The 25644-nt window shown below is 35.2% G+C and carries 24 protein-coding genes and 1 pseudogene; 14 read left to right on the top strand and 11 right to left on the bottom strand.

What is annotated here, in order from left to right; translation table 11 throughout:
- The first annotated feature begins 139 nt into the window (after nucleotides 1–139).
- The 7 genes and pseudogenes from GQ594_RS10010 (at nucleotide 140) to GQ594_RS09980 (ending at nucleotide 5419) form a co-directional block, all read left to right on the top strand.
- Nucleotides 140–703, top strand: coding sequence for a pseudouridine synthase (locus tag GQ594_RS10010; protein WP_160412563.1), 564 nt, complete (start codon nucleotides 140–142; stop codon nucleotides 701–703).
- A gap of 121 nt (nucleotides 704–824) precedes the next feature.
- Nucleotides 825–1748: pseudogene (gene ftsY / locus GQ594_RS10005) on the top strand (signal recognition particle-docking protein FtsY); the annotation flags it as partial.
- 9 nt (nucleotides 1749–1757) lie between these two features.
- Nucleotides 1758–2417 (top strand): cell division ATP-binding protein FtsE, encoded by a 660-nt coding sequence (ftsE, locus tag GQ594_RS10000; RefSeq protein WP_160401709.1) that lies wholly within the window; start codon nucleotides 1758–1760, stop codon nucleotides 2415–2417.
- Nucleotides 2417–3388: a permease-like cell division protein FtsX gene (ftsX, locus tag GQ594_RS09995; protein WP_160412565.1), complete on the top strand. Its 972-nt coding sequence runs from the start codon at nucleotides 2417–2419 to the stop codon at nucleotides 3386–3388. The genes ftsE and ftsX overlap by 1 nt, the downstream gene beginning before the upstream one ends.
- A gap of 201 nt (nucleotides 3389–3589) precedes the next feature.
- On the top strand, nucleotides 3590–4450 hold the full coding sequence (gene rpoH, locus GQ594_RS09990; protein WP_160401711.1) for an RNA polymerase sigma factor RpoH: 861 nt from the start codon (nucleotides 3590–3592) through the stop codon (nucleotides 4448–4450).
- Between the two features lie 168 nt (nucleotides 4451–4618).
- The gene (locus tag GQ594_RS09985) at nucleotides 4619–5197 is read left to right on the top strand and encodes a DUF2975 domain-containing protein (protein WP_160401712.1); all 579 of its coding nucleotides are present in this window, start codon (nucleotides 4619–4621) and stop codon (nucleotides 5195–5197) included.
- Nucleotides 5198–5209: 12 nt separating this feature from the next.
- Nucleotides 5210–5419, top strand: a complete 210-nt coding sequence (locus GQ594_RS09980; protein WP_160412567.1) for a helix-turn-helix domain-containing protein — start codon at nucleotides 5210–5212, stop codon at nucleotides 5417–5419.
- Between the two features lie 4 nt (nucleotides 5420–5423).
- On the opposite strand, the gene GQ594_RS09975 is transcribed toward GQ594_RS09980, so the two are convergent.
- Complete coding sequence (locus tag GQ594_RS09975; protein WP_160412569.1) at nucleotides 5424–6113, bottom strand: aspartate/glutamate racemase family protein; 690 nt, start codon at nucleotides 6111–6113, stop codon at nucleotides 5424–5426.
- Between the two features lie 209 nt (nucleotides 6114–6322).
- On the opposite strand from GQ594_RS09975, the gene GQ594_RS09970 reads away from it, so the two are divergent.
- Together GQ594_RS09970 and cobB are read left to right on the top strand one after the other, a co-directional pair.
- Nucleotides 6323–7138: a hypothetical protein gene (locus tag GQ594_RS09970; protein WP_160412570.1), complete on the top strand. Its 816-nt coding sequence runs from the start codon at nucleotides 6323–6325 to the stop codon at nucleotides 7136–7138.
- A 56-nt stretch (nucleotides 7139–7194) separates the two neighbouring features.
- Nucleotides 7195–7878, top strand: coding sequence for a Sir2 family NAD+-dependent deacetylase (cobB, locus tag GQ594_RS09965; RefSeq protein ID WP_160412636.1), 684 nt, complete (start codon nucleotides 7195–7197; stop codon nucleotides 7876–7878).
- Between the two features lie 3 nt (nucleotides 7879–7881).
- Here the strand turns inward: cobB and mtgA are convergent, their stop codons facing one another.
- The 3 genes from mtgA to mobA all read right to left on the bottom strand — a co-directional run bounded on the left by mtgA (nucleotide 7882) and on the right by mobA (nucleotide 9864).
- Nucleotides 7882–8574: a monofunctional biosynthetic peptidoglycan transglycosylase gene (gene mtgA, locus GQ594_RS09960; protein ID WP_160412572.1), complete on the bottom strand. Its 693-nt coding sequence runs from the start codon at nucleotides 8572–8574 to the stop codon at nucleotides 7882–7884.
- A gap of 50 nt (nucleotides 8575–8624) precedes the next feature.
- Entirely contained in the window at nucleotides 8625–9119 is a 495-nt protein-coding gene (gene mobB / locus GQ594_RS09955) for a molybdopterin-guanine dinucleotide biosynthesis protein B (protein WP_202112560.1), read from the bottom strand.
- 166 nt (nucleotides 9120–9285) lie between these two features.
- Entirely contained in the window at nucleotides 9286–9864 is a 579-nt protein-coding gene (gene mobA, locus GQ594_RS09950; protein ID WP_160412574.1) for a molybdenum cofactor guanylyltransferase MobA, read from the bottom strand.
- Between the two features lie 145 nt (nucleotides 9865–10009).
- Here mobA and GQ594_RS09945 point away from each other — a divergent pair, with 145 nt between their 5' ends.
- The gene (locus GQ594_RS09945; RefSeq protein ID WP_160401166.1) at nucleotides 10010–10279 is read left to right on the top strand and encodes a YihD family protein; all 270 of its coding nucleotides are present in this window, start codon (nucleotides 10010–10012) and stop codon (nucleotides 10277–10279) included.
- Nucleotides 10280–10293: 14 nt separating this feature from the next.
- The gene (locus tag GQ594_RS09940; RefSeq protein WP_160412576.1) at nucleotides 10294–11019 is read left to right on the top strand and encodes a DsbA family protein; all 726 of its coding nucleotides are present in this window, start codon (nucleotides 10294–10296) and stop codon (nucleotides 11017–11019) included.
- A 108-nt stretch (nucleotides 11020–11127) separates the two neighbouring features.
- Here the strand turns inward: GQ594_RS09940 and GQ594_RS09935 are convergent, their stop codons facing one another.
- On the bottom strand, nucleotides 11128–13095 hold the full coding sequence (locus tag GQ594_RS09935; protein ID WP_160412578.1) for a MacB family efflux pump subunit: 1968 nt from the start codon (nucleotides 13093–13095) through the stop codon (nucleotides 11128–11130).
- Between the two features lies 1 nt (nucleotide 13096).
- Nucleotides 13097–14299, bottom strand: coding sequence for an efflux RND transporter periplasmic adaptor subunit (locus tag GQ594_RS09930; protein WP_160401163.1), 1203 nt, complete (start codon nucleotides 14297–14299; stop codon nucleotides 13097–13099).
- 260 nt (nucleotides 14300–14559) lie between these two features.
- Here GQ594_RS09930 and GQ594_RS09925 point away from each other — a divergent pair, with 260 nt between their 5' ends.
- Nucleotides 14560–14814 carry a YfhL family 4Fe-4S dicluster ferredoxin gene (locus GQ594_RS09925; RefSeq protein ID WP_160412580.1) on the top strand — a complete coding sequence of 85 codons (255 nt, stop codon included), beginning with the start codon at nucleotides 14560–14562 and terminating at the stop codon, nucleotides 14812–14814.
- Nucleotide 14815: 1 nt separating this feature from the next.
- Here GQ594_RS09925 and ispH read toward each other — a convergent pair whose 3' ends face one another.
- The 5 genes from ispH to folE form a co-directional block, all read right to left on the bottom strand.
- Nucleotides 14816–15763 (bottom strand): 4-hydroxy-3-methylbut-2-enyl diphosphate reductase, encoded by a 948-nt coding sequence (ispH, locus tag GQ594_RS09920; protein WP_160412582.1) that lies wholly within the window; start codon nucleotides 15761–15763, stop codon nucleotides 14816–14818.
- Nucleotide 15764: 1 nt separating this feature from the next.
- On the bottom strand, nucleotides 15765–16238 hold the full coding sequence (lspA, locus tag GQ594_RS09915) for a signal peptidase II (protein ID WP_160401160.1): 474 nt from the start codon (nucleotides 16236–16238) through the stop codon (nucleotides 15765–15767).
- Nucleotides 16239–16343: 105 nt separating this feature from the next.
- Nucleotides 16344–19151 carry an isoleucine--tRNA ligase gene (gene ileS / locus GQ594_RS09910; RefSeq protein ID WP_160412584.1) on the bottom strand — a complete coding sequence of 936 codons (2808 nt, stop codon included), beginning with the start codon at nucleotides 19149–19151 and terminating at the stop codon, nucleotides 16344–16346.
- Nucleotides 19152–19188: 37 nt separating this feature from the next.
- A complete protein-coding gene (gene ribF, locus GQ594_RS09905; protein WP_160412586.1) occupies nucleotides 19189–20127 on the bottom strand; it encodes a bifunctional riboflavin kinase/FAD synthetase in 939 nt (312 codons plus the stop codon).
- A 160-nt stretch (nucleotides 20128–20287) separates the two neighbouring features.
- Nucleotides 20288–20947 carry a GTP cyclohydrolase I FolE gene (folE, locus tag GQ594_RS09900; RefSeq protein WP_160412588.1) on the bottom strand — a complete coding sequence of 220 codons (660 nt, stop codon included), beginning with the start codon at nucleotides 20945–20947 and terminating at the stop codon, nucleotides 20288–20290.
- A gap of 197 nt (nucleotides 20948–21144) precedes the next feature.
- Here folE and polA point away from each other — a divergent pair, with 197 nt between their 5' ends.
- A complete protein-coding gene (gene polA / locus GQ594_RS09895) occupies nucleotides 21145–23919 on the top strand; it encodes a DNA polymerase I (RefSeq protein ID WP_202112561.1) in 2775 nt (924 codons plus the stop codon).
- A 278-nt stretch (nucleotides 23920–24197) separates the two neighbouring features.
- A complete protein-coding gene (gene gltX, locus GQ594_RS09890; RefSeq protein WP_160412590.1) occupies nucleotides 24198–25622 on the top strand; it encodes a glutamate--tRNA ligase in 1425 nt (474 codons plus the stop codon).
- The last annotated feature ends 22 nt before the right edge of the window (nucleotides 25623–25644 follow it).

Genomic DNA, 25644 nt, shown 5'->3' with positions numbered 1-25644 from the left:
AACGCCGTAGTGCCGATGGTAGTGTGGGTATTACCCATGTGAGAGTAGGGTGCCGCCAGACTTTTAAATAGATGAGCCCAGCAGTGATGCTGGGCTTTTTTGCTTTCTGGGGTTTTAATTGATTAATATAGATTGGTAAATGAATACTTTAATAGCTTTCAATAAACCATTTAATGTCATAACTCAATTTTCACCGCATGAAAAATATCAGACATTAAAAGATTTTATACAATTACCTAATTTTTATCCTGCTGGACGTTTGGATACTGATAGCGAAGGATTATTATTATTAACGAATAATGGAAAATTACAGTCCAAAATCAGCTCACCAAAATTTAAATTACCTAAAACTTATTGGGTACAAGTTGAAGGTATTATCAACCAACAAGCTATAAATAGACTAAGAAAAGGCGTACAATTAAAAGAATTTCACACAGCGCCAGCTATAGTAAATTTTCTTGATGACCCAAAAGAACTATGGGAAAGAATCCCTCCTATTAGAGAACGCAAAACAGTACCTACTTCATGGATTAGCATTACAATCTCAGAAGGAAAAAATCGACAAGTTAGGCGAATGTGTGCTGCTGTTGGTTTTCCTTGTTTAAGATTGGTTAGAGTTCAAATTGGAAAATATAATCTATTTACTCATCAATTACCATTAAGTGATTGGCGCTATATCACAACTCAAGATATTTATTTTTAACAAAAGATTTGAAAAAATAATATTAGTCTCTTTTATTGAATGCATTGGGCTTTATTCTAAAATAAGATAGAATGATCATTAGGAATGATCTTAGGGTAAATTATTTATGTTTGAACAAAAAAAAGAAGGATTTTTCTCTCGCTTAAAAAAAGGTCTTTTTAAGACTAAACAAAATATTGGATCTGGTTTTCTTAGTTTATTTAAAGGCAAAAAGATTGATCAAGCCCTATTTGAAGAACTAGAAGAACAATTGCTTATTGCTGATGTAGGCTTTGATACAACACAAAGAATTATAGATAGTTTAACAAAACAAGCCTCAAGAAAAGAACTGAAAGATGCCGATGCATTACATGAGCTTTTAAAACAAGAAATGAACTCAATTTTAAGTGGCGTAGATAAACCGCTTGATATTAATAGCCACAGTCCTTTTGTTATCTTAATGGTAGGCGTTAATGGCGTAGGTAAAACAACAACAATTGGCAAATTAGCCCGTCAATTTCAACAACAAGGCAAATCAGTTATGCTTGCTGCTGGTGATACCTTTCGTGCAGCGGCTGTTGAACAGTTACAAGTTTGGGGAGAGCGTAATAACATTCCAGTTATTGCACAACATACCAATGCTGATTCAGCATCTGTCATCTTTGACGCAGTACAGGCAGCAAAAGCCAAGAAAATAGATGTATTAATTGCTGATACTGCTGGTCGTTTACAAAACAAATCTCATTTAATGGACGAGCTGAAAAAAATAGTACGAGTCATCAAAAAGCAAGATGAAACGGCACCACATGAAATTATGTTAACGATTGATGCAGGCACAGGTCAAAATGCAATTAGTCAAACCAAACTTTTTAATGAAGCTATTGGCGTTACTGGCATGACATTAACTAAACTAGATGGTACTGCAAAAGGTGGAATTATTTTTAGTATTGCAGATCAGTTTAGTATTCCTATACGTTATATTGGTGTGGGTGAAAAAATTGATGATTTAAGACCTTTTGTTGCAGATGATTTTATTAATGCTTTGTTTGATCAAGCAGATGAATAGAGAGAAATCATGATCCAATTTCAACGTGTAAGTAAAGTTTATTCTGGCGGAAAATCGGCATTACAAAATATAAACTTTACGTTATTACCGGGAGAAATGGCCTTTTTAACAGGACATTCTGGTGCTGGTAAAAGCACTTTAATGCGATTGATTTGTGGTTTAGAAAAAGCTAATGATGGAAAAGTGTTATTAAATGGCGTTGATGTTTCGGGATTAAGTAGGCATGAAATGCCGTTTTTACGTCGCACAATTGGGATGATTTTTCAAGATCATCAATTATTAATGGATCATACTGTTTATGATAATGTTGCAATCCCACTAATCATTTTAGGTAAATCAGCAGAAGAAATTCGCAGGCGTGTTTCGGCATCATTGGATAAAGTTGGATTATTAAATAAAATGAAATTTTATCCTATACAGTTATCAGGTGGAGAACAGCAACGCGTTGGCATAGCGCGAGCTATTGTTAATCGTCCCAGTGTTTTACTTGCTGATGAACCTACAGGTAATTTAGATGATAAACTATCCAAGGATATTTTAAAGCTTTTTGAAGAATTTAACCAAGCAGGCGTAACGGTTTTGATGGCGACCCATAATATGGGGCTTATTCGTCGCAGACACCATCGAATACTGCATTTAAATCAAGGGCTTTTAGAGGTTAAAAGTTAATGAATTACGCTAATAACAAACCGACTAAATTAAAGAAAAAAGACAATAATAGTTTTTTTTCTCGTTGGAAAAGACAAATTGGCTATGCTTGGCGTAATACTTTTAATGATTTTTCTCAACATATTTTTGCCTCGCTATTGACCGTTTTTGTTATTGCTATTTCAATTACTTTACCGACTATTAGTTACCTTCTTTGGAAAAATGCTAATCAAACTGCAAAACAATGGTATCCAACGCCTAATTTAACGATTTATATTAATAAAGATTTAACCCAAGAACAAACAACTGAATTGATTACTAAACTTAAATCTTATCCTGAAGTTGCTCAAGTTGATTATCTTTCTCGAGAAAAAACAATAGAAGAATTTAAAACATGGTCAGGATTTAGTAATGCATTGGATTTATTAGACGAAAACCCACTACCCGCAGTAGCTATTGTTATGCCTAAAGAAGAAGCAAAAAAAACAGTTATATTGCATCAATTACAAACTGAATTACTTAAATTTGATGGTATAGATGATATAAAGTTAGATGATAGTTGGTTTACTCGACTAACTGCGTTAACAGACATGATTAAATCTGTTGTATGGATCATCTCGGTATTTATGATTATTGCTGTATCACTTGTTATTGGAAATAGTATTCGCTTAAATATTTTTGCTAGAAAGCAAACGATTGTTGTAATGCAATTAATTGGTGCAACCGAGGGATTTATTTTACGTCCTTTTCTTTATAGTGGTATTCTTATTGGCTTTATTAGTTCAATTATTTCTTTAATTTTATCGGAAATATTTATTTTTCAAATAGAGTCAATTATATTGAATGTTTCAGATGTATTTGGAACAATAATCAATATCGAAGGGCTATTATGGGATGAAAGCATATTGATCATGCTTATTACTATGATTATAGGATGGTTTTCATCGCTTATTGCGACAAAAAAATATTTAAAAATAACACGAATTACCTAGTTATTTTTCCATAATTAACTAGAATATAAAACAAATTTAATAGCTGTAAATCTTAAGTGAATACTTATTAATTGAAAATAAAAAGTATGAACTAATTTATGGTTTGTTGGTCTAAATAATAAATGAACGTTATTTTAACGTTTTTAATTGTTACATTTAATTGATGATGTGACAAAATGACTTAATTTAAGGGGGAATTAAATGAGTACTGATTTAAAAATGCAAGTAGGTGCTTTAATCCCACAAGGAAATATAGAATCATACCTTCGCATGATTAACACCTACCCAATGTTAACTGCAGAAGAAGAAAAATCATTGGGTGAAAAACTTTATTATGATGATGACGTCGATGCTGCTCGCCAGTTAATTTTATCTCATTTACGATTTGTGGCGCATATTGCACGTGGTTATTCTGGTTATGGCTTGCCACAAGCAGACTTAATTCAAGAAGGCAACATTGGTCTAATGAAAGCAGTGCGACGTTTTAATCCGGAAATGGGTGTTCGTTTAGTCTCATTTGCTGTACATTGGATAAAAGCTGAAATCCACGAATATGTATTAAAAAATTGGCGTATTGTTAAAGTTGCGACAACTAAAGCACAAAGAAAGTTATTCTTTAATCTAAGAAAGACTAAACAACGTTTAGGTTGGTTTAGTAGTGCTGAAGTGGATATGGTTGCGGATGAATTAGGTGTAAGCCGTAAAGACGTACTTGAAATGGAATCACGCATGTCTGCACAAGATATGTCGTTTGATATTGACAGCGATGACGATGACAATTCAATTGTTGCACCGGCCCTATACTTAGAAGATAGTAACTCTGATTTTTCCAAATCAATTGAAAATGACAACTGGGAAAATGATGCGACAGATAAACTACATGATGCACTATCACAACTAGACGAACGCAGCCAAGATATTATTAAGGCACGTTGGTTAGATGCTGATGATAGCAAATCAACATTGCAAGTATTAGCTGATAAATACAGCGTTTCGGCTGAACGTATTCGCCAACTTGAAAAAAACGCAATGAAAAAGTTAAGGGTTGCTATCGAAGCATAATTTTTCATTAATATTAACTTCCTAAGCCTTACTTTAAAAAGTAAGGCTTTTTCACAATAAAGACAAGCAAAACAATAAAAAATTATCGTTTTATTTTAATTTGTTATTGTTTTTCGTTTTTCCAATGTTATACTGTGTTCACTTTTTATAAAGAAAAAGGGTCTAAAGATGAATACAGATATAACTAAAACACATTCTCAGTTAAATCAATATTGTCGATTTATGGCATTATTAACATTAATTCCAATTCTAATTTTGTTAGTTAGCGCAATATCTCCATTCTTATATTATTTTTTTGATATATCAAATATTGGACTTGAATTCGCAGGGTTTTCTTTCTTCACTAGTGGGGAAGATTATGTTGATCCTAAATCTTTAGCAGGATGGCAAGCGACTATCGCAACATTAATGGAAACTTCATTAATACTCATTTTAATTTATGCGTTTTATCAACTTAGACTATTGTTTATCAATTACAGTCAATCTGAATATTTTTCAGTAAAATCAGCCAACCATTGTTACATCTTTGGCAAATTACTTGTTTGTTGGGAGGTAATACGTTTTTTATCTGAACCGTTATTAACAATGATCTTAACTTATAATCAAGATGCATCAGCACGTTACTTTTCTATTTCTTTTTCTAGTGATGATATCATAACGCTATTTATTGCGATTAGTATTATGTTCATTGGTCAAATACTTAAAAAAGCTTGCCAACTAGATGAAGAAAATAAACAATTTATTTAAAAGGAGTCATATGTGCCAATTATAATAAATTTAGACGTCATGCTTGCTAAACGTAAAGTTAAATCAAAAGATTTAGCGGCAACAATTGGTATTACAGAACAAAATTTATCATTGCTTAAGCAAGGTAAAGTCAAAGGATTTAGACTCGCAACACTCGAGGCAATCTGTAAACATTTAGATTGCCAACCGGGTGATATATTAGAATATACGAACGAAGAATAGATTATTAACTTATTGCAAGTAATGCGGCTTCTTGCGCATGAATTAAGGCGGTATCAAAAAAAGGTGTATTGCGATCGGATTGAGAGATTAATAACCCAATTTCAGTGCAGCCTAAAATAACGCCTTCTGCGCCATTTTTAACGAGTTTATCAACAATATTAAGATAGGCCTGCTTAGAATCAGGCTTAATAATACCTTTACAAAGTTCATCATAAATGATCTGATTAATGATATTTCTGTCTTGGGCTTCAGGAATAAGTACATTTAAATTTTTATCGAACAGTTTAGATTTATAAAAGTCCTGCTCCATTGTATATTTAGTCCCTAACAAAGCGACCGATTTAATATTTTGTGCTAGTAAATGTTTAGCGGTCACATCGGCAATATGAATAATTGGAATATTAATTGCTTTTTGGATCTGATCTGCGACTTTATGCATGGTATTAGTACAAATAACAATGAAATCTGCACCAGCAAGTTCCACTCTTTTAGCGGCATCAATTAAAATTTCTGCACTTTTATGCCATTCATTATTGGCCTGACAACTTTCAATTTCTTGAAAATCAACGCTATATAAAATCGTTTTAGCTGAATGCAATCCACCTAATGATTTAGCAATAGTTTGATTAATAACTTGATAATAAGTTGTTGTGCTTTCCCAACTCATACCACCAATTAAACCAATTGTTTTCATTTTTCAAATACCTATATAAAATTTATTTATTTTTGTTAACTTGTTTTATTATCTACAATAAGCGTTGGAAAGTAAATTTACTGCAGGATTATTTATGTTGATAATCAACAATTTTGACTATTTTTTGCTAAATAACCGAATATATATGCTATAAAGTCTATATAAAAATAATAACGTTATAAATATAACCGTTAAGGTAACAATCTCGAATGAAGAAAAGAAAAACACAGTTATGGCTTGTACCGATTATCTATTTTATACTCTCCTTTCCCTGCTTTGCCGAACCCAAGGTGATCCATGTTTTGGTGGCACTATGTGATAACAAATATCAAAAGATAGCACCAGTTCCAAAGGCGATAGGTAACGGACAAGATCCCAAAAACAACCTTTATTGGGGGGCGGCTTATGGTTTTAAAACCTATTTTGCTAAGCAAAAAGAGTGGCAAGTTGTGCAAATTAATCGTCCCAAATCAGGAATAATATTAGAAGAGATTATTTACAAACACCAAGACAAAGATATTTATCTAATTGCACAGGCGTATAATGGCAAATATATTAACGATACTGTTGATGATTTTATTGATTATTCAGCAGGCAAAAAGGCAAAAGTATTTAAATTGGATAATAAAACGGTGATAGCAGGGGGAAGTGCAGATCTGGTTGTCTATATTGGTCATGATTCATTAATGGAATGGTCATGGAAAAAATACTTACCTGATAGTTGGCGTTGGAATACATTATCAAAAGAGCAACAAGAAAAACAAAAATCACGTTATGCGGCAGTATTTGCTTGCAAAAGCCAACAATATTTTACGCCACCACTATCGCGCCTAGGCATTACTCCACTCATTTTAACTTTGCACCGTATGGCGCCCGAAGCGTATAGTGTGCATGCAATGATTAACGGTTGGTTAAATGGCGAATCAAAGGCCGATATCCGGTTAAAAGTGGCTAGTGCCTACAGTCAATATCAAAAACTTAGCAAACCTGCTTTGCATATTTTTACTACCGAATACAGCCAATAAATGGCTCATATTTTGCTTTCAATAATCTTAGTTAAATTGTAAAGGTGCAATAAATGATGACAATACCTAAAATAGTTATCCTAACCGGCGCAGGTATTTCGGCCGAATCGGGCTTATCAACCTTTCGAGCCCAAAATGGATTATGGGAAGGTTATGATGTTAATGACGTAGCAACTTACGAAGGCTATATGCGTAACCCAACAGCAGTACATGATTTTTATAATATGTTGCGCCGTAAATTACAACACCCAAACGTAAAGCCTAATGCTGCTCATTTTGCGCTGGCAGAGTTAGAACAAAAATTAGGTACTGACAATGTCTTAATTGTGACACAAAATGTGGATAACTTACATGAACAAGCTGGATCTAAAAATATTATTCACATGCATGGTGAATTATTAAAAGTTCGTAATGAAAAAACAGGACAAATAATTGATTGCTTTAACGATGTGAATTATCAACAAAACAAATTAATTCGCCCACATATAGTCTGGTTTGGCGAAATTCCCCTACAAATGGAACAAATTTATGATGCGCTTTCGCAAGCGGATTATTTTATATCTATTGGCACATCAGGCAATGTCTATCCTGCGGCGGGATTTGTGCAAATTGCTAACCAAACAAGTGCAAAAACGATTGAACTTAATTTAGAGCCCAGCTTAGGTGAAAGTCTATTTCAAACCAAAATTTACGGACCCGCAAGTAAAGTGGTGCCTGAATTTATAAAAACATTCATCTAGCTATTATTCAAGTTTATCTAAATAATACTTACCGCCCAAATTATTCATTTGGGTACGAATCCATTCTGCTTTTTTTTGAATATTACTATTGGGGTTAACCGGATGCCATTTTCTTGGATTAGGCAAAATCGCCGCCAGCAAACTTGCTTGAGTCGGCGTTAATTGGCTAGCACTAACGTTAAAATAGTGACGAGAAGCCGCCTCAATACCAAAAACGCCCTCATCCCATTCAACGCTATTTAAGTAAATTTCCAGAATGCGCTGTTTAGACCAAGTAAGTTCGATCCAAAGTGTAAACCACGACTCAAATCCTTTACGAACCCAGCTACGCGATGGCCATAAAAAAATATTCTTGGCGACTTGCTGAGTAATTGTACTGGCACCACGAATTTTTTTATTATTTTGATTATGCTTCAAAGCCCGATTAATCGCCTTAAAATCAAATCCCCAATGATTAGAAAAGTTTTGATCTTCGGCAGCAATAACAGCTATTTTAATATTATCAGAAATCTGATCCCAATCTTTCCATGTGCGTTGTTGAGTAATGTTCCAATGAGTGATTTTTCTTTCTACCATCAGCATTGAACCCAAAGGATTAACCCAACGCATTAACACAACAAGCAAAACGGACAATAGCATAAATCCAATTATCGCTTTTTTTGTTATGTTTAAAAATTTTTTGAATAAAGGCTTCATGCTGATTTAGATAAAACAACGTAAAAAATTAGCAAATAAGATACGATATATTAACGTTTTAATAAATAACTTTTTATAAACTCAGCAATTTGAATTGGCTGATTAATATCAAATCTTGGTATATTTGTATCTAACGGCTCATCACTAGCAACCGCCAAAGTACAATCATCAATAAAAAGTGGTTTTTTAACACAGCCTCGGTGACAAATAATTTTAGGGATTTGCTCATCTTTAAACCCCTCAACTAAAATAATATCAACATCAGAAAATTGATTAATTAAAGTCTGCAAATCCGCTGATTTATTGGGTGTTTCACAAATTAAAGCGTAACGGTTATCGCAAGCAACCATTGTTTGTAAAGCACCGGCTTTACGCAATTGATAGCTATCTTTTCCTGGAATATCAAATTCAACATCGTGATGCGCATGTTTTAAAGTCGCCACCTTAAAGCCCTGCTCAACAAGTAGCGAAATCACCTTAGTTAATAAAGTTGTTTTACCACTGCCACTGTAACCACAAATAGCGAGCGTTTTTCTTATATTCATCGTGTTGTGATTCAAAATAGTTAGATTCAATTAAAAACTAATATACACCATTTTTCACGATGAAAAAGATAAGAGCATATCTATCAAAAAGTGGTCAGGAAAGGTATTGATTTTATTGAAGTTTTTGTTTTAAAAAATAACCTTAAAAAACAAATTATTATTTGTTTTATTTTTGATTAAACACATTAAGCTCATCTAATGTATTGATATTACTAAAACAAACTGCTTTATCACTAAAATCAACCGATTTAGCACTAATTTGTTCTAAAAACAGCATCAATTTACGTCCGCCTTGTTCCAAATAAGCTTGTAGCTGTAAAATAATCGTTTTATGAATAAGCAAGATAGTTGGATGGTGGTGTTGTCCATCATGTGGATAAATAGCATTATTATTTGCCGTATAAACCGCTAAACGGTCAATTAAGTCGTCGGGCAAAAAAGGGGTGTCACAACTGACAAATAAATTCCAATCAGTTTTACTACGCAATAGGCCACTATAAATACCCGATAACGGCCCACAAAATCCCGCTAGATCATCACTAAACACGGGGTACCCTGCTTTTTGATATTGTTGGGTATGACGATTGCAATTAATCATCATTGTGTCAACATGCGGTTTGATGCGGTCAATGACATGTTGATAGAGTGGTTTTTGATGTAATAATAACAGTCCTTTGTCGTTGCCATTCATGCGGGTACTTTTACCACCGGCTAGAATGATTGCAGTAATAGAGGGTTTTTCCATAAATTATTTCTCTTTTACGTTGCGAAAAAACAAAATAACATTACTATATAGCAAAGTTATTGCAAGTCGTAGCATATCATTTTTTTATGATTGCTTATTTATCATTATCTTCTACAGGTTTGAAGATCTACTAAAGGTAACAATTATGAAATGTCATCGTATTGATGAAGTAATGGAATTATTACAATCTGCTTGGGAAGGTGATTCTGACCTTAACTTATTACAATTTTTAGCTAAATTGTCTCAAGAAGCGGGTTTTGAAGGTGAGTTAAAAGACTTGAGTGACGATATTTTAATTTATCATTTAAAAATGCGTGGCTCTGATAAGAATGAAGTAATTCCAGGGCTAAAAAAAGATTATGAAGAAGATTTTAAATCTGCATTATTAAAAGCGCGCGGAATTATAAAAGAATAAGGAGAACTATTAATATGAAAAAAACACTTATTGCAATGAGCGTCTTACTTTCTTCTGTAAGTTGTTTTGCAGATGAAGGAAATACAACAACCAAAGCTGAAGCATCACAAGCGGTTACTGCAAATACTCAAGCGCCGATTGAATTAGATAAACAATATATCGTGTTGCCAACTAATCCATCACCCGATAAAGAAGTTATTGAGTTCTTTTCATTTAATTGTCCTAGCTGTTTTAAATTTGAAGCTCAAAATCAAGGTCCGCAAACGATTAGTAAGGCTTTACCAGAAGGCGTTAAGTTTAAACGCTACCATTTAGAGAACTTTGGACCATTAGCGAAAGATCTTGCGCAAGCATGGGCGGTGGCTAATGTGCTTGGTGTTCAAGATAAGGTGTCTGATGCGCTGTATAATGCTATCCAAAAAGAAAAAACTGTAAAAACGGCTGATGATATTAAAGCTGTTTTTGAAAAATTAGGGGTTAGCGGTGACGTTTTTGATAAAACAAAAGATAGTTTTTTAGTTAAAGCATTTATGGTACAGCAAACAGAAGCGATTAAAGAGATGAAACCAGAATCTATCCCTACTGTTGTTGTGAATCGTAAGTTTTATATTGTGCCAAATGCGCTTGATATGACTAGTGATGATACTTTTATTAATGATTATGCACGAGTGACTGCATTTGTAGCAGGTTTAGATCCTAACGTAAAAATGGTTAAAAAGGCGGGTTCTGATAAAAAATAGTACCTGTAGCAATAATTAGCCTAAGTTAGTTATTTGGTTTTAATGTTTAAATCCCTTTGCTCAATATTATGATGCAAAGGGATTTTTTTATGTTTATGATTTTGGTGGTTATTCTCGTTCTAATGCATAAATTGGGTCGAGTTTGGCTGCTCGTCTAGCAGGGAAATAGCCAAAAATAATACCAATTATGCTTGAGAAGCTAAATGCCGCAATAATTGATATTGCTGAAAAACTCATTGCAAATGATGTGACAACGGTATTAAAAATAAATCCGATGGCAAATGAAAGTAGAATGCCTATTGTGCCACCGATTAAACACACTAATATGGCTTCAATCAAAAATTGTTGTAATATGTCACTTGAACGTGCGCCAACAGCCATGCGTACACCAATTTCGCGCGTTCTTTCGGTGACTGATACTAGCATAATGTTCATTACACCAATCCCTCCAACAATAAGCGAAATTAGCGCAATAGCTGAAACCAATAGTGTCATGACCCAAGCTGATGAGTTGATTGTTTCTCGTATGTTGTCTGAGTTAAAGATGAAGAAGTCTTTTGTACCATGACGTTTAAGCATAATTTGATTAATCGCTTGCTCGGCAATGGTTAAATCAACATTATCTTTTACTCGTACTGTGATGCTTTTTAATGAAGTCTGCCCAACCATGCGGTTAGTCACGGTGGTATAAGGTAGCCAAATATTTAGGCTTTCATTACTGCCAAATCCCTGTTGTTGTTTTGTTGCAACACCAATAATCCTTACTGGCAGTTGTCCAACCATTAAAATTTTTCCAATAGGGTTTTGATTTGCAAATAGTCGTTTCACTGTGTTTTCGTCGATAACAGCATCTTGAGCTGAGGTGATAACACTTGTTTCGTCAAACGATTTGCCTTGCGAAATGTTGTAACCCCGAACAGCAAAAAACTGTTCCCCAACCCCATTGACTGTGCCCGTTACCGCTAGGTTGCCAATGCGAAAATAAACACTAGTGGCAAGATTCGGTGTTGTACTGTGTACAAAACTTTGTTGAGCAAGAAAGTCGGCATCTGATGAGCGTAGTGTTGTGATTTTGTCTGCGTTGCGGTCGCCAAAGCCTGAACCTGCATAGATTTCTAGTGTGCTGGTTCCTAATGAGTTGATGTTAGATAGAATTTTTTGCTTGGTGCCTTGCCCTAATGCAACAACTGACACGACCGATGCAATACCAATAATAATTCCTAACATTGTTAAGATGGTTCGTAATCGTTGTGAAAGCATTGATAACATTGCCATTTTAAACGCATCACGAAAACGGTAGTATTTTGCTAAGAAGTTATCTTGAGTTTTTGTTGTTTTGATTTGTTTTACTTGGCGATTAGCATCTTGCTCAGATGGGTAATTAGGATTAATTGAATCAGAGATGATTTTTCCATCACTAATTTCAACAATTCGCTCAGCACTTTTGGCAATATTTGAATCGTGAGTGACGATAATAATTGTGTGGCCTTGCTGATGTAATTCTCGCAATATTGCCATTACTTCTAAACCACTTTTGTGGTCAAGTGCGCCAGTGGGTTCATCAGCTAAGATGATTTGCCCGCCATTAATTAAAGCTCGGCCAATACTGACACGTTGTTGTTGTCCTCCTGATAACTGGTTAGGTTTATTATGAATTTTATCGGCAAGCCCTAAACGCGTTAGTATTTCGCTTGCTTTTTTTTGCCGTTGTTCACTTGTAACACCAGCATAAATAGCAGGAATTTCGACATTTCCTTGTGCTGTTAGTGCGTTTAATAGATGATAACGTTGAAAAATGAAGCCAAAATGTTCACGTCGTAATTCGGCTTGATCATCGGGTGACAATTCGCTGGTTGTGCGTCCGTTAATTGCGTAAGTTCCTGAGGTTGGTTTATCTAAGCAACCTAAGATGTTCATCAAAGTGGATTTCCCTGATCCCGATGTCCCAATAATCGCGACCATTTCGCCTGCATTAATTGTCAGGTTGATGTTTTTAAGAACTTGTATGGTTGAGTCTCCTGCTGGGAACTCACGAACAATGTTATCAAGTTTGATAAGGGGGATATTATTTGTCATATTAGAATCGAACCCTTGGTGCTCTTGCGTTATTACCGACTAAAGCACCATTAGCGCTGCTAACTACAATCGTATCACCTTCTTTAACTCCTGATTTTACTTCAACATTGACATTATTATCGATGCCTAGAGTAACTTCGCGCTCTTCAATTTCTTTAGATTGATTTAATAGATAAACAATAGCTTTATTATTGCCTAATTTTTTTTGAATAGCTTGAGAAGGAATGGTTAGTACATCTTTTGCTTCAGATAAAACGATATAAACTTGTGCCGTCATTGAAATTCTTAACACATGATCAGGATTGTCTACATCAAATAATCCATTGTAATAAATTGCACTTTTGGTTGTTGATGATGAACTTGATATTGCGTTTGTTTCTGTGTTAATTGATTCGGGTGCGGGTTCTATTGCTCGTAGCGTTAACCCATCAAAACGCCTATTAGGCTGGCCTAAAATAGTAAAATAAACGGGCATGCCTTTTTTAACGTCAACAACATCGGCTTCCGAAATTTGTGCTTCAATGGTCATTTTGTCGAGCTGGGCGACTTTGACAATCGTTGGTGCGCTTTGAACAGAGTTTACCGTTTGTCCTTGATTTACTGGGATAGCAACAATGACGCCATCAATCGGTGAACGAATTTTGGTATACCCTAAGTTAACTTTTGCCGTATCTACAGCAACTTGTGCTTTTACAATATCGGCATCAATTGCGGCTATATCGGCTTTAATTGCATCAAATTCTGCTTTTGCTGCATCTAAGTCGGATTGAGCACCAACCCCTTTATTGACGAGTTTTCGTTGACGTTCATAAGTTAGTTGGTAGTTAACCAATCTTGCCTTTTTGGCCTCACGTTGTGCTTCTAAACTATTGAGTGAAGCTTCTGATTGTTTTAAATCATTGCTTTGTTTTAGATCATCAATCTCGGCAATCATATCACCTTGTTTTACTTCGTCACCCAATTCAACATACAGTTTTTTAATCTGACCAGAAACCTGTGCACCAACACTAACTTGTTTAAAGGCACTAATTGTGCCATCAGCAAGAACAGTTTTTTCAACATTACTTTTCGTTACAGGCGCTGTAATATAATTTATTGTGGGGGTTGAATTAGATGTGATTAAGTATGCAATATAAATAATTGCAAAAATGATGGTGACTATAAATAGATATTTTATTTTTATCAATTTTAACAATGTTTTCATCCTTTTATGTTCTTATTGTTATTTTAACATTCTATCGTAACAAACTAAATGTTATTGATAATTATTCTTAATAAAATGTAATGATTATGAAAATTTAACTCACATACGTTATCACTTTTATGCTAAAAAAAAAGGTTGCCAAAAACTTTTTACAAATAATTGTGTTGCTCAACAAGCAATACGCGGATCCTTATTCGGATTTATTGTTGATTGCGCTATAATGTCATAAATTTTTTGTAGTTGATAAAGATAATAAGGCAATGGCGTTAAAAATAACCAATAAATGTATTAATTGTGATATGTGTGAACCAGAATGCCCAAATGAGGCTATTTCAATGGGGTTTGATACATACGAAATTGATCCCAATAAATGTACCGAATGTGTGGGGTATTATGATCATTCGACTTGTCAGCGTGTTTGTCCAATTCAAAATGCGATTATTGCTGATCCTGAACATATAGAAACGCCAGATCAGCTACTGGCAAAATTTGAATTACTTAAACGTTCTTTTTAGCTTAGTTTGATTTAACGTCAATACGTAATTCTTTTGGAATTTCAAAGGTAATGTTTTCTAAAATCCCATCCGTTTCGATTAACGAGGTGCAACCCAAATTTTTTAAGTTTTCGATCACGTCTTGCACTAAGATATCCGGAGCAGAAGCCCCTGCTGTGACGCCTATTGTTCTAGCGTTAGTTAACCAATTATGATCAATATCTGAAGCAAAATCAATCAAGTAAGCCTGTTTGCTGTTGCGTCTTGCGAGTTCAGCTAATCGATTTGAATTTGATGAGTTTTTAGATCCTACCACTAATACAACATCGGCTTGCGCTGATAATTGTTTTACCGCTTGTTGACGATTCGTTGTTGCATAGCAGATATCGTTTTTACGAGGGCTACGTATATTGGGAAAGCGTTCTTTTAAAGCAGCAATAATTTCGGCCGTATCATCAACTGATAACGTGGTTTGAGTGGTAAAACAGAGGTGATTTTCGTTTTTTATTTGTAGTTTTTTTACATCGTCAATAGATTCAATTAAATAGATACCACCTTCAGGGTTGTTATATTGCCCCATCGTGCCATCGACTTCGATATGGCCTGCATGACCAATTAAGATGACTTCTTCACCACGATAACTTGAACGAGCAACTTCCATATGGACCTTAGTAACTAATGGACAAGTGGCATCAAACACACGCAGTTGGCGTTGTTTTGCTTCTTCTCGAACTGCTTTTGATACTCCGTGGGCGGAAAAGATTAAAATAGTATTGTCTGGGACTTCTTTTATATCTTCAATAAAAATGGCCCCAAGTTGTTTTAATCGATTGACGACGTAGCGATTATGAACAACTTCATGGCGTACATAAACGGGTGCACCAAAAAGTTCTAGTGCACGTTCAACAATGGTAATAGCACGATCAACACCTGCGCAAAAACCACGCGGATTGGCCAAAATAATTTGCATGCTATGCCGCCGCCTTTTTGGATTTTTTATAGCTACAGAGAATAAATAATCCAATACCTACACAAATAGCACAGTCAGCGATATTAAAGGTTGGATAGTGCCAATCACCAAAATTAACATCAAGGAAGTCAATAACAAATCCATGGTAAAGGCGGTCAAATAAATTACCCAATGCGCCACCTAGAATGAGTGATAAAGAAAAATTCTCTAATTTTTGTTGGCGAGTATTTCGGTATAACATATGCAAAATTACTGCGCTGATAATCAAGGCAAGAATGGCAAGCATTGTACGTTGCCCTTCAAAGATGCTAAAAGCTGCGCCAATATTACGCACATAAGTAATTGAGAAGAAAGGTAAAAGGTTTACTGATTCAAATAGAAAGAAGTTATTTATGATCCAAAATTTACTTGCAATATCTATAACAAAAACAACCATTGCTAATGATAACCAATAAAGTCCATGATCTTTTTTCATATAAGTTTGTGCTCATTATTATATTTCCGCCGACAAATTGCCGGCGGAAAGTGGGAATATTTTTTATAGCGCTAAATTTTAGCGCTATTATCTGTTTGATTTTTATTATGCAAAATGTCTAACTTCGCCATTGCCGTGAATGTTTTGTTCACAACGTTTACATAAATGCGTTGTCGGTTCATTGTCTGTTGTATAGTGCCAGCAACGAGGACATTTATCGCCTTGCGCTTTTGCTAGCTCAATTTTAAGACCTTGAATATCACTTTGTACGGCATTTTCTGGCGCGGTTTGTAACGGTTTTACATTCGCTTGTGAGGTGAGTAAAACAAAACGTAATTCGTTTTCTAATTTAGTTAATGCGGTAGTAATCGCTTCATCAGCATAAAGCGTAACAGCTGCTTCAAGCGCACCACCGATCACTTTATCATTACGCCCTTGTTCTAGGACTTTATTTATTTCACTTCGAATCGCCAAAATTTGTGACCAATATTCGCTATTTAATGCTTCGCTATCTGACAATGTAAATAGTGAGCCATACCATTCGTCTTCAAACACAAATTCTGATTTTTGTGAATTAGGTAGATATTGCCAAATTTCATCGGCAGTAAATGATAAAATAGGTGCAATCCAACGAACTAATGCCTGTGCAATATGGTATAACGCTGTTTGACAACTGTGACGTGCGATACTATCGCTTTTTGCTGTGTATTGGCGATCTTTAATGATATCTAAATAGAACGATCCCATTTCGATTGAGCAAAATTGCATAATACGTTGTACGACTTTATGGAAATCATAATTTTCATAAGCTTGAACGATTTGCTCTTGTGCTTCTTTTGCCATACTAACCGCCCAGCGATCAAGGACAACCATATCTTCTGGTTTTACCATATCTTTAACAGGATCAAAGCCATTTAAATTTGCTAGCAAAAAGCGTGCAGTATTACGAATACGACGATAACTATCGGCTGAACGTTTGATGATTTCATCAGAATAGTTCATTTCGCCAGAATAGTCTGTTGAGGCAATCCATAAACGTAAAATATCAGCACCAAGTTTATTCATTACATCCTGTGGAGTAACGATATTTCCCAGCGATTTTGACATCTTACGCCCTTGCCCATCGACAACAAAACCGTGAGTTAACACTTGTTTGTAAGGTGCTTTGTTATCAATTGCTGTTGATAACATTAATGAAGACATAAACCAACCGCGGTGTTGATCTGATCCTTCTAAGTACATGTCAGCTTCGTGTCCTTCAAATTCAGGTCGAACACGAACCACTGATGAAAATGTCGATCCCGAATCAAACCAAACATCTAGCGTGTCAGGTACTTTGCGATAATTTTCAGCATCAGAACCAAGCAGATCTTTTATATCGGCATCCCACCACGCTTGAATACCTTTTTTCTCCACTAATTTAGCAACTTTTTCAACTAGTTCTAGCGTATTTGGGTGTAGTTCTTCGGTCTCTTTATGGACAAATAGCGTCATCGGAACGCCCCATGTGCGTTGTCGAGAAATACACCAATCAGGGCGATTTGCTACCATGGTTTCAATTCGAGCTTGTCCCCAATCAGGGATCCATCGAACTTGTTTAATCTCTTTTAATGATTGCGTCCTTAAACCTTGTTTATCCATGCTGATAAACCATTGTGGTGTTGCACGATAAATCACGGGTGTTTTATGTCGCCAACAACATGGATAACTGTGTTCGATATTTTCAAAGTGTAGTAATGCGTTATGTTCTTTTAGTATTTCAACTACCACTTTATTGGCTTTGAATACAAATAGACCATCTAACCCTGCGCCAGTTCCCGGCAAGTAGCAACCATTACCACCAACTGGATTTGCGACTTCTAACCCATATTTTTGACCTACCATAAAGTCTTCCGTACCATGACCCGGTGCGGTGTGCACTGCACCAGTACCCGCATCAATTGTGACGTGATCGCCAAGTACAATAGGTTCATCAAAATCAAGGAATGGGTGTTTGAAGCGTAATAATTCAAGCGCATCACCTTGGCAACTGCCTAAGATTTTCCAATCACTGATATTTGCACGTTTCATTACTGCTTCAACTAAATCAGCAGCTAAAATTAAGCACTCTTTATCATTGATTTGAACTAATTGATATTCAAAATCAGCATTTAAAGCAATCCCTCGGCTAGCAGGTAATGTCCAAGGGGTTGTTGTCCAAATAACGGCATAAATAGTTAAGTTTGTTGTGATACCAAATTTGCTAGCTACGGCTTGATTGTCAACCGCTTTAAATTTCACATCAATGGCTGGCGATGATTTGTCATAATATTCCACTTCGGCTTCGGCCAATGATGACATACAATCGGTACACCAATAGACAGGTTTAGCACCTTTCACTAAGTGGCCATTTTTAATCACTTTACCTAAAGCGCGAATAATATTGGCTTCGGTATCATAATTCATTGTAAGGTAAGGGTTTTGCCAATCACCAAGCACACCCATGCGAATAAAATCAGCTTTTTGTAGTTCAACTTGTGAAGCTGCATAATCGCGGCAGATTTGACGAAACTCAGCAGGTGTTACTTTTACGCCTGGTTTACCAACTTGCTCTTCTACTTTTTGCTCAATAGGTAAACCATGACAATCCCATCCTGGAATATACGGGGAATCATAACCACTTAAGCTTTTTGATTTGATAATAATATCTTTGATTATTTTATTAACTGCATGACCTATATGAAGTTTGCCGTTTGCATAAGGAGGACCATCATGCAAAATAAAGGCTTTTTTGCCTTTTTTCACTTGTCGGATCTTTTGATAAAGCGCTTTATCGTACCAGTGTTGCAACATAGCCGGTTCACGTTTAGCAAGGTCACCTCGCATCGGGAATCCAGTTTCCGGTAAATTCAATGTGTTTTTATAGTCTGTCATGCTGATTTATTCCAGTTAATTTTGTTGATACTACTTTTTAATTAGTTAATTGTGCACTGATCTTTTTCGCAGTGCAAACATCTCGTGCAATTTGTTGCTTTAAATCGGCTAATGAATTAAATTTTTTTTCGTCGCGTAATTTTTGCACGAATTTTACGTCTAAATATTGTCCATAAATATCGCCCGAAAAGTCAAATAGATTCACTTCTAAAATGGCTGTTTTTCCATGAATAGTTGGTCTTATGCCAATGTTAGCAATGCCGTGATAATGTTGATTATTAAAGATATTTTTAACTTTAACAAAATAGACACCTTGTAATGCCGGTTTTTTGCGATGTAAGTGGATGTTAGCGGTTGGAAATCCCAATTGCCTTGCTAAAGCATTACCATGTACTACTCGGCCTTGAATTGTATAATTTCGTCCTAAAAGACAATGTGCTAATTCAAAGTCGTTATTTAATAGTGCTTGGCGTACGGCTGTGCTACTAATTCGTAAGTTATTCCAAACAAATGTCGGCATGCTTTCAACGGCAAATCCGTTATTATGCGCATATCGCTGTAGCAGATTAATATCTCCTTGCCGTTTAAATCCAAATCGAAAATCATCGCCAATAACAATATATTTAGCTTGCAGTTTGTTAATTAACCAATCTTGGATAAAACTGTCTGCAGGCATATTGGCAAAAGTTTGGGTAAACGGAATTACAATAATGTAGTCGATACCTAATTTTTCAATAAAAATGACTTTTTCTTGAAATGACGTTAGTCGTGATGGTGCATTATCAGGGGTAAAAAACTCTAATGGTTGCGGTTCAAATAGCATTACTACCGTTGGTAAATTTAGATTTTTACCTTGTTTAATTAGATGGTTGATCAGTTGTTGGTGCCCTAAATGCACACCATCAAAATTCCCCAATGTTAAAACACATTGAGAAAACTGATTTTTAAAATTTGCTATACCGCGGATAATCTTCATGAAAACAATGTTATTTATACTAAATAGCCAAGAATTATACCAATCTTTCTTGAAGATGCACGCAATATAAAATAGCTTTTTTGCGCTAAATATTTTGTTTTCGTGATAGCTAAAAACAAAGTGCTAGAACTGTGCTTGCCGTGCGGCTAATATCAAATAACTAATAATGGTTTAAAGCACGTAAAAACTCTTGTCTTGTGCTAGGGTTGGTTTTAAATCCACCGCCCAAGGCTGTTGTTGTTGTCATGCTACTTGAGTCTTTAATACCTCTTGCTTTTACGCAATAGTGGGTTGCGTCAATTGAAACGGCAACATTAACCGTTCCGAGTAAAGTTTGTAGGGCAACTAAAATTTGCTGAGTTAACCTTTCTTGTACTTGTGGTCGTTGTGAAAAGAACTCAACAATACGATTGATTTTAGATAATCCTATCACTTTATCTTTCGGAATATAAGAAACCGTTGCTTTGCCATCGATAGTGACAAAATGATGCTCACAAACACTGGTTAAAGTAATGTCTCGAACGGTTATCATTTCGTCTACTTGCATTTTGTTTTCGATTAACGTGATTTTGGGGAAATTTTCATAATAAAGACCAGAAAAGATCTCATCGACATACATTTTTGATACTCGGTGCGGGGTCTCAGCCAAGCTGTCATCAGTCAAATCAAGTTCCATGAGCTTCATAATTTCACGAAAATGAGCTTCAATTTTGCTTTTACGCTCGTGATTATCCATTGCTAAACGACAGGATGGGGTTTCAAGGTTTTTAGCAGCGAGTGCTTCTTTAACTTTTTGCGCGGCAAGACTTAATTCGCTCATTATTAAATACTCAGACGAAAATCGATGAAATATTATATAACAGTTGTAAAGCAATATACAGTTTTTTACTGTTCGTCTTATATTGAAACATATCGTAACTTGAAACTTCTTTACACTATATTATTAGTGATGATAAGAATATTATGGCTAATTAGGTTATACTGTACGTCATCGTGTTGAATAATGATTGAGTAACTATGATGTCAAACAAAACGCCGATTATCTTAATTGATGGATCATCTTATCTTTACCGTGCTTTTTTTGCTTGTCCGCCGTTAACTAATGCCAAAGGTGAACCAACAGGGGCTATTTTTGGTGTGACTAATATGATTCGCAGTTTAATTAATCAATACAATCCTTCACATGTTGCTGTGGTTTTTGATGCCAAAGGTGGATCTTTTCGTAACGAGATTTATCCAGAATACAAAGCAACGCGAGAGGCAATGCCTGAAAACCTTCGCCCACAAATTGAACCCATTCATGCTATTTTAAAAGCTATGGGCTTACCGCTACTTTGCATTGAAGGCGTTGAGGCTGATGATGTAATTGGGACATTAGCTAGACAAGCAGAAAAGGAAAACCTTGATGTATTAATTAGCACTGGTGATAAAGATATGGCGCAATTGGTGAGCGATAAAATTACACTAATTAATACTATGAATAATACGGTACTTGATCCTCAAGGGGTCATAAATAAATTTGGTGTGCCACCTGAAAAGATTATTGATTATTTAGCTTTAAGAGGCGATTCATCCGATAACATACCAGGCGTGCCAGGTATTGGTGAAAAAACCGCTCAGAGCTTATTAGCTGAGTTTGATAACATAAAAGATATTTATAATCGTTTAGATGATATTGAAAAATTATCAATCCGAGGTGCAAAATCATTAAAACAAAAATTAATTGATAATCAAAAAGAAGCTGAACTTTCTTATTTACTGGCGACAATTAAAACCGATGTTAAATTAGATTTTACTAATGAACAACTAATGGTGAGTGATATTGACTTCAATGCACTTGCTGAATTATTTGATAATTACGGATTTCATCGTTGGCAAAAAGAGCTAGTAACTGGCAAATTTTTAAAACAGTTATCGCCGGTTGAGATTAAAGATGATATGTCTTTTATTGCTCAAGATGATAAAACATTACTAGAAAATAAAGAAATAGATTATCAATGCATTTTAACTCATGAACAACTAGAACATTGGGTTGATAATTTAAAAAATAGTCAACAATTTGCTTTTGATACCGAAACAAACAGCGTTGATCATGTGCATGCCAAATTGGTGGGGATTTCATTCAGTATTAAACCTCATCAAGCTGCTTATATACCGCTTTCTCACCACTACTTAGGGGTTCCTAAACAATTATCGATTGATGAGGTTTTAACAAAACTAAAACCTGTGCTTGAAGACCCTGCAATAAAAAAAATAGCCCAAAACGCCAAATTTGATTACAGTGTGTTTGCCAATTATGGCATAACCGTGCAAGGTATTGCGTTTGATACGATGCTAGAATCGTATGTATTAAATAGCACAGAACGTCACGATATGGATAGTATGGCTAAACGTTATTTAAATCATAAAACGATTACTTATGATGAGCTGACTAAAATTGATAAAAAGCAGTTTTCTATCGATGAAATTGAGGTAGAAAAAACCACACAATATGCAGCTGAAGATGCTGATATTACTTTTCAATTGCATAATAAATTATGGTCAACACTTGAAAAAAATGAAAAATTAACCAAACTATTTTCTGATATAGAAATGCCATTAGCAATTGTGCTTGCTGAAATGGAAAGGACAGGCGTGCTTGTTGATGCTAAATTACTTAATGAATATTCTCAAGAAATTAGACAACAATTACAAGAAACTGAAGCACAATTGCAATTATTTGCTGGCGAAAAATTTAATCCTGCATCACCCAAGCAGATTCAAGCGATTTTATTTGATAAACATCAATTACCTGTTTTAAAAAAGACGCCTAAAGGTGATCCTTCAACGAGTGAAGAAGTGTTAAGCGAGCTGGCTAATGAGTATGCATTACCAAAAATGATTTTGTTTCATCGTGGATTGGCAAAACTTAAAAATACCTATACCGATAAATTACCGTTAATGATTAGTTCAAAAGATGGGCGAATTCACACTAATTATAACCAGATTGGTACTATAACTGGTCGGTTGTCATCAAATGATCCTAATTTGCAAAATATTCCAGTTCGTAACGTAGAAGGGCGCCGAATTCGCCAAGCTTTTATTGCGCCAAAAAGCTATAAGATTATTTCGGCCGACTATTCACAAATTGAATTGCGTATTATGGCGCATTTATCACAAGATAAAAGTTTGCTTAACGCTTTTGCTAACGATAAAGATATTCACCGTGTAACCGCTAGCGAAATTTTAGATAAATCTGAATCTGAAGTTACTTCAGAAGAGCGAAGACGAGCTAAAGCCGTCAATTTTGGTTTGATTTATGGAATGAGCGCTTTTGGTTTATCTAAACAAATTAATGTATCTCGTAAAGAAGCTCAGTTTTATATTGACCGTTATTTTGAACGTTATCCCGGTGTTCAACAATATATGGAAGAGACTCGTCAGCTGGCTGCTGAGCAAGGTTATGTTGAAACCTTATCTGGGCGTCGTTTATATTTATCAAAAATCACCTCAACCAATGGTCTTGAGCGTCGAGGTGCTGAGCGAGCAGCAATTAATGCACCAATGCAGGGTACGGCCGCTGATATTATTAAAACAGCGATGATTAAAGTAAGCCAATGGATAAAAAGCTTACCTGTTGGTCATATTAGAATGGTTATGCAAGTTCACGATGAACTAGTCTTTGAAGTGAAAGAAGAACTTATTGAGCAGTATTGCACTAAAATTAAATCAATCATGGAAAATTGTTATCAACTATCTGTACCATTAAAAGTGGATGTCGGGGTGGGTAATAATTGGGATGAAGCCCATTAATCATACTAAAACAGTACTAAATAAATCAGCCTTAAACAATAACTCAAGGCTGATTTTCTATTTAAATACATACTTTTATGAATTTTTTTACAAATTATATATTAACTTTCTAACATGAATCCAACTATTGCCGAAACCTTTAGGCATGTTAGAATAAGCAACTAAAATGAATGAATATCAAAATGTTATTCTGTTGATTAATATTGTCGAATTAAAAAAGAGCGCAAATCACTGCTTTGCGGTATCAGCCTCGTTTCTGTTTTTATTAGGATTATTTCATGAAAATTAAAACCCGTTTTGCGCCTAGCCCAACTGGCTATTTGCATGTAGGCGGTGCACGAACTGCACTTTATTCTTGGTTATATACTCGTCATGCAAAAGGCTCGTTTGTACTTCGCATTGAAGATACTGATCTTGAACGTTCAACGCCTGAAGCAATTGAGGCAATCATGGAAGGGATGAATTGGTTAAAATTATCATGGGATGAAGGACCTTATTATCAAACTAAACGTTTCGATCGCTATAACCAAGTCATTGATGAAATGTTAGCTAAAGGTTCTGCTTATCGTTGTTACTGTTCTAAAGATCGTCTTGAAAAATTGCGTGAAGAACAAATGGCGAAAGGAGAAAAAGCTCGTTACGATGGGCATTGTCGTTGTGATGCTATACAAAAACAGCACTCACATAATGAGCCTCATGTTGTACGGTTTGCTAATCCAATTGATGGTGTTGTGATTTTCAATGATTTAATTCGTGGACCGATTGAAATCGCTAATAAAGAGCTTGATGATCTTATCATTCGTCGTACTGATGGTTCGCCAACTTATAATTTTTGCGTTGTTGTCGATGATTGGGATATGGAAATTACTCATGTAATTCGTGGCGAGGATCATATTAATAATACACCTCGTCAAATTAATATCTTAAAAGCCTTAGGTGCACCATTGCCTGAATATGGACATGTATCAATGATTTTAGGTGATGATGGGCAAAAATTATCTAAACGTCATGGGGCGGTTAGTGTAATGCAATACCGTGATGATGGTTATTTACCTGAAGCATTGCTTAATTATTTGGTTCGTTTAGGATGGTCTCATGGTGATCAAGAAATATTTTCTGTTCCTGAAATGATTAGCTATTTTTCATTAGATGCCGTGAGTAAATCAGCAAGTGCCTTTAATACCGAAAAACTACTTTGGTTAAATCACCATTATATTAATCATTTAGATGCAGATTATGTGGCTCAACATTTAGTTTGGCACATGAATCAGCAAGGTTATGATTTAGCAAAAGGTCCAGATCTGATTACTATCATTAAGTTATTTGGTGAGCGTTGTAAAACGCTTAAAGAGATAGCCGAATCATGTTCTTATTGCTATCAAGATTTTGATGATTTTGACTGCGATGCAGCTAAAAAACATTTACGCCCAGTTGCCAAAGAGCCATTAGAAACAATTAGAGCAAAAATTGAAGCTATTGCTCATTTTGATTGGCAAATTGATAAAATTCACCATGCTATTGAGGTAACAGCAGCCGAGCTTAATATTGGTATGGGTAAAATAGGAATGCCATTGCGTGTTGCGGTAACAGGTATCGGACAGTCTCCATCGGTTGATGCTACTGTTTTTGCAGTTGGTAAAGCCCGCACACTTGCTCGAATTGATAAAGCACTAGCTTATATTGCCCAACGAGAACAAGCGTAATAAGAGCAGTATCATTTTATTG

This window comes from Gilliamella sp. Pra-s52 (assembly GCF_009795805.1).
GTDB lineage: Bacteria > Pseudomonadota > Gammaproteobacteria > Enterobacterales > Orbaceae > Gilliamella.
This window is presented reverse-complemented; position numbering and strand designations above follow the sequence as displayed.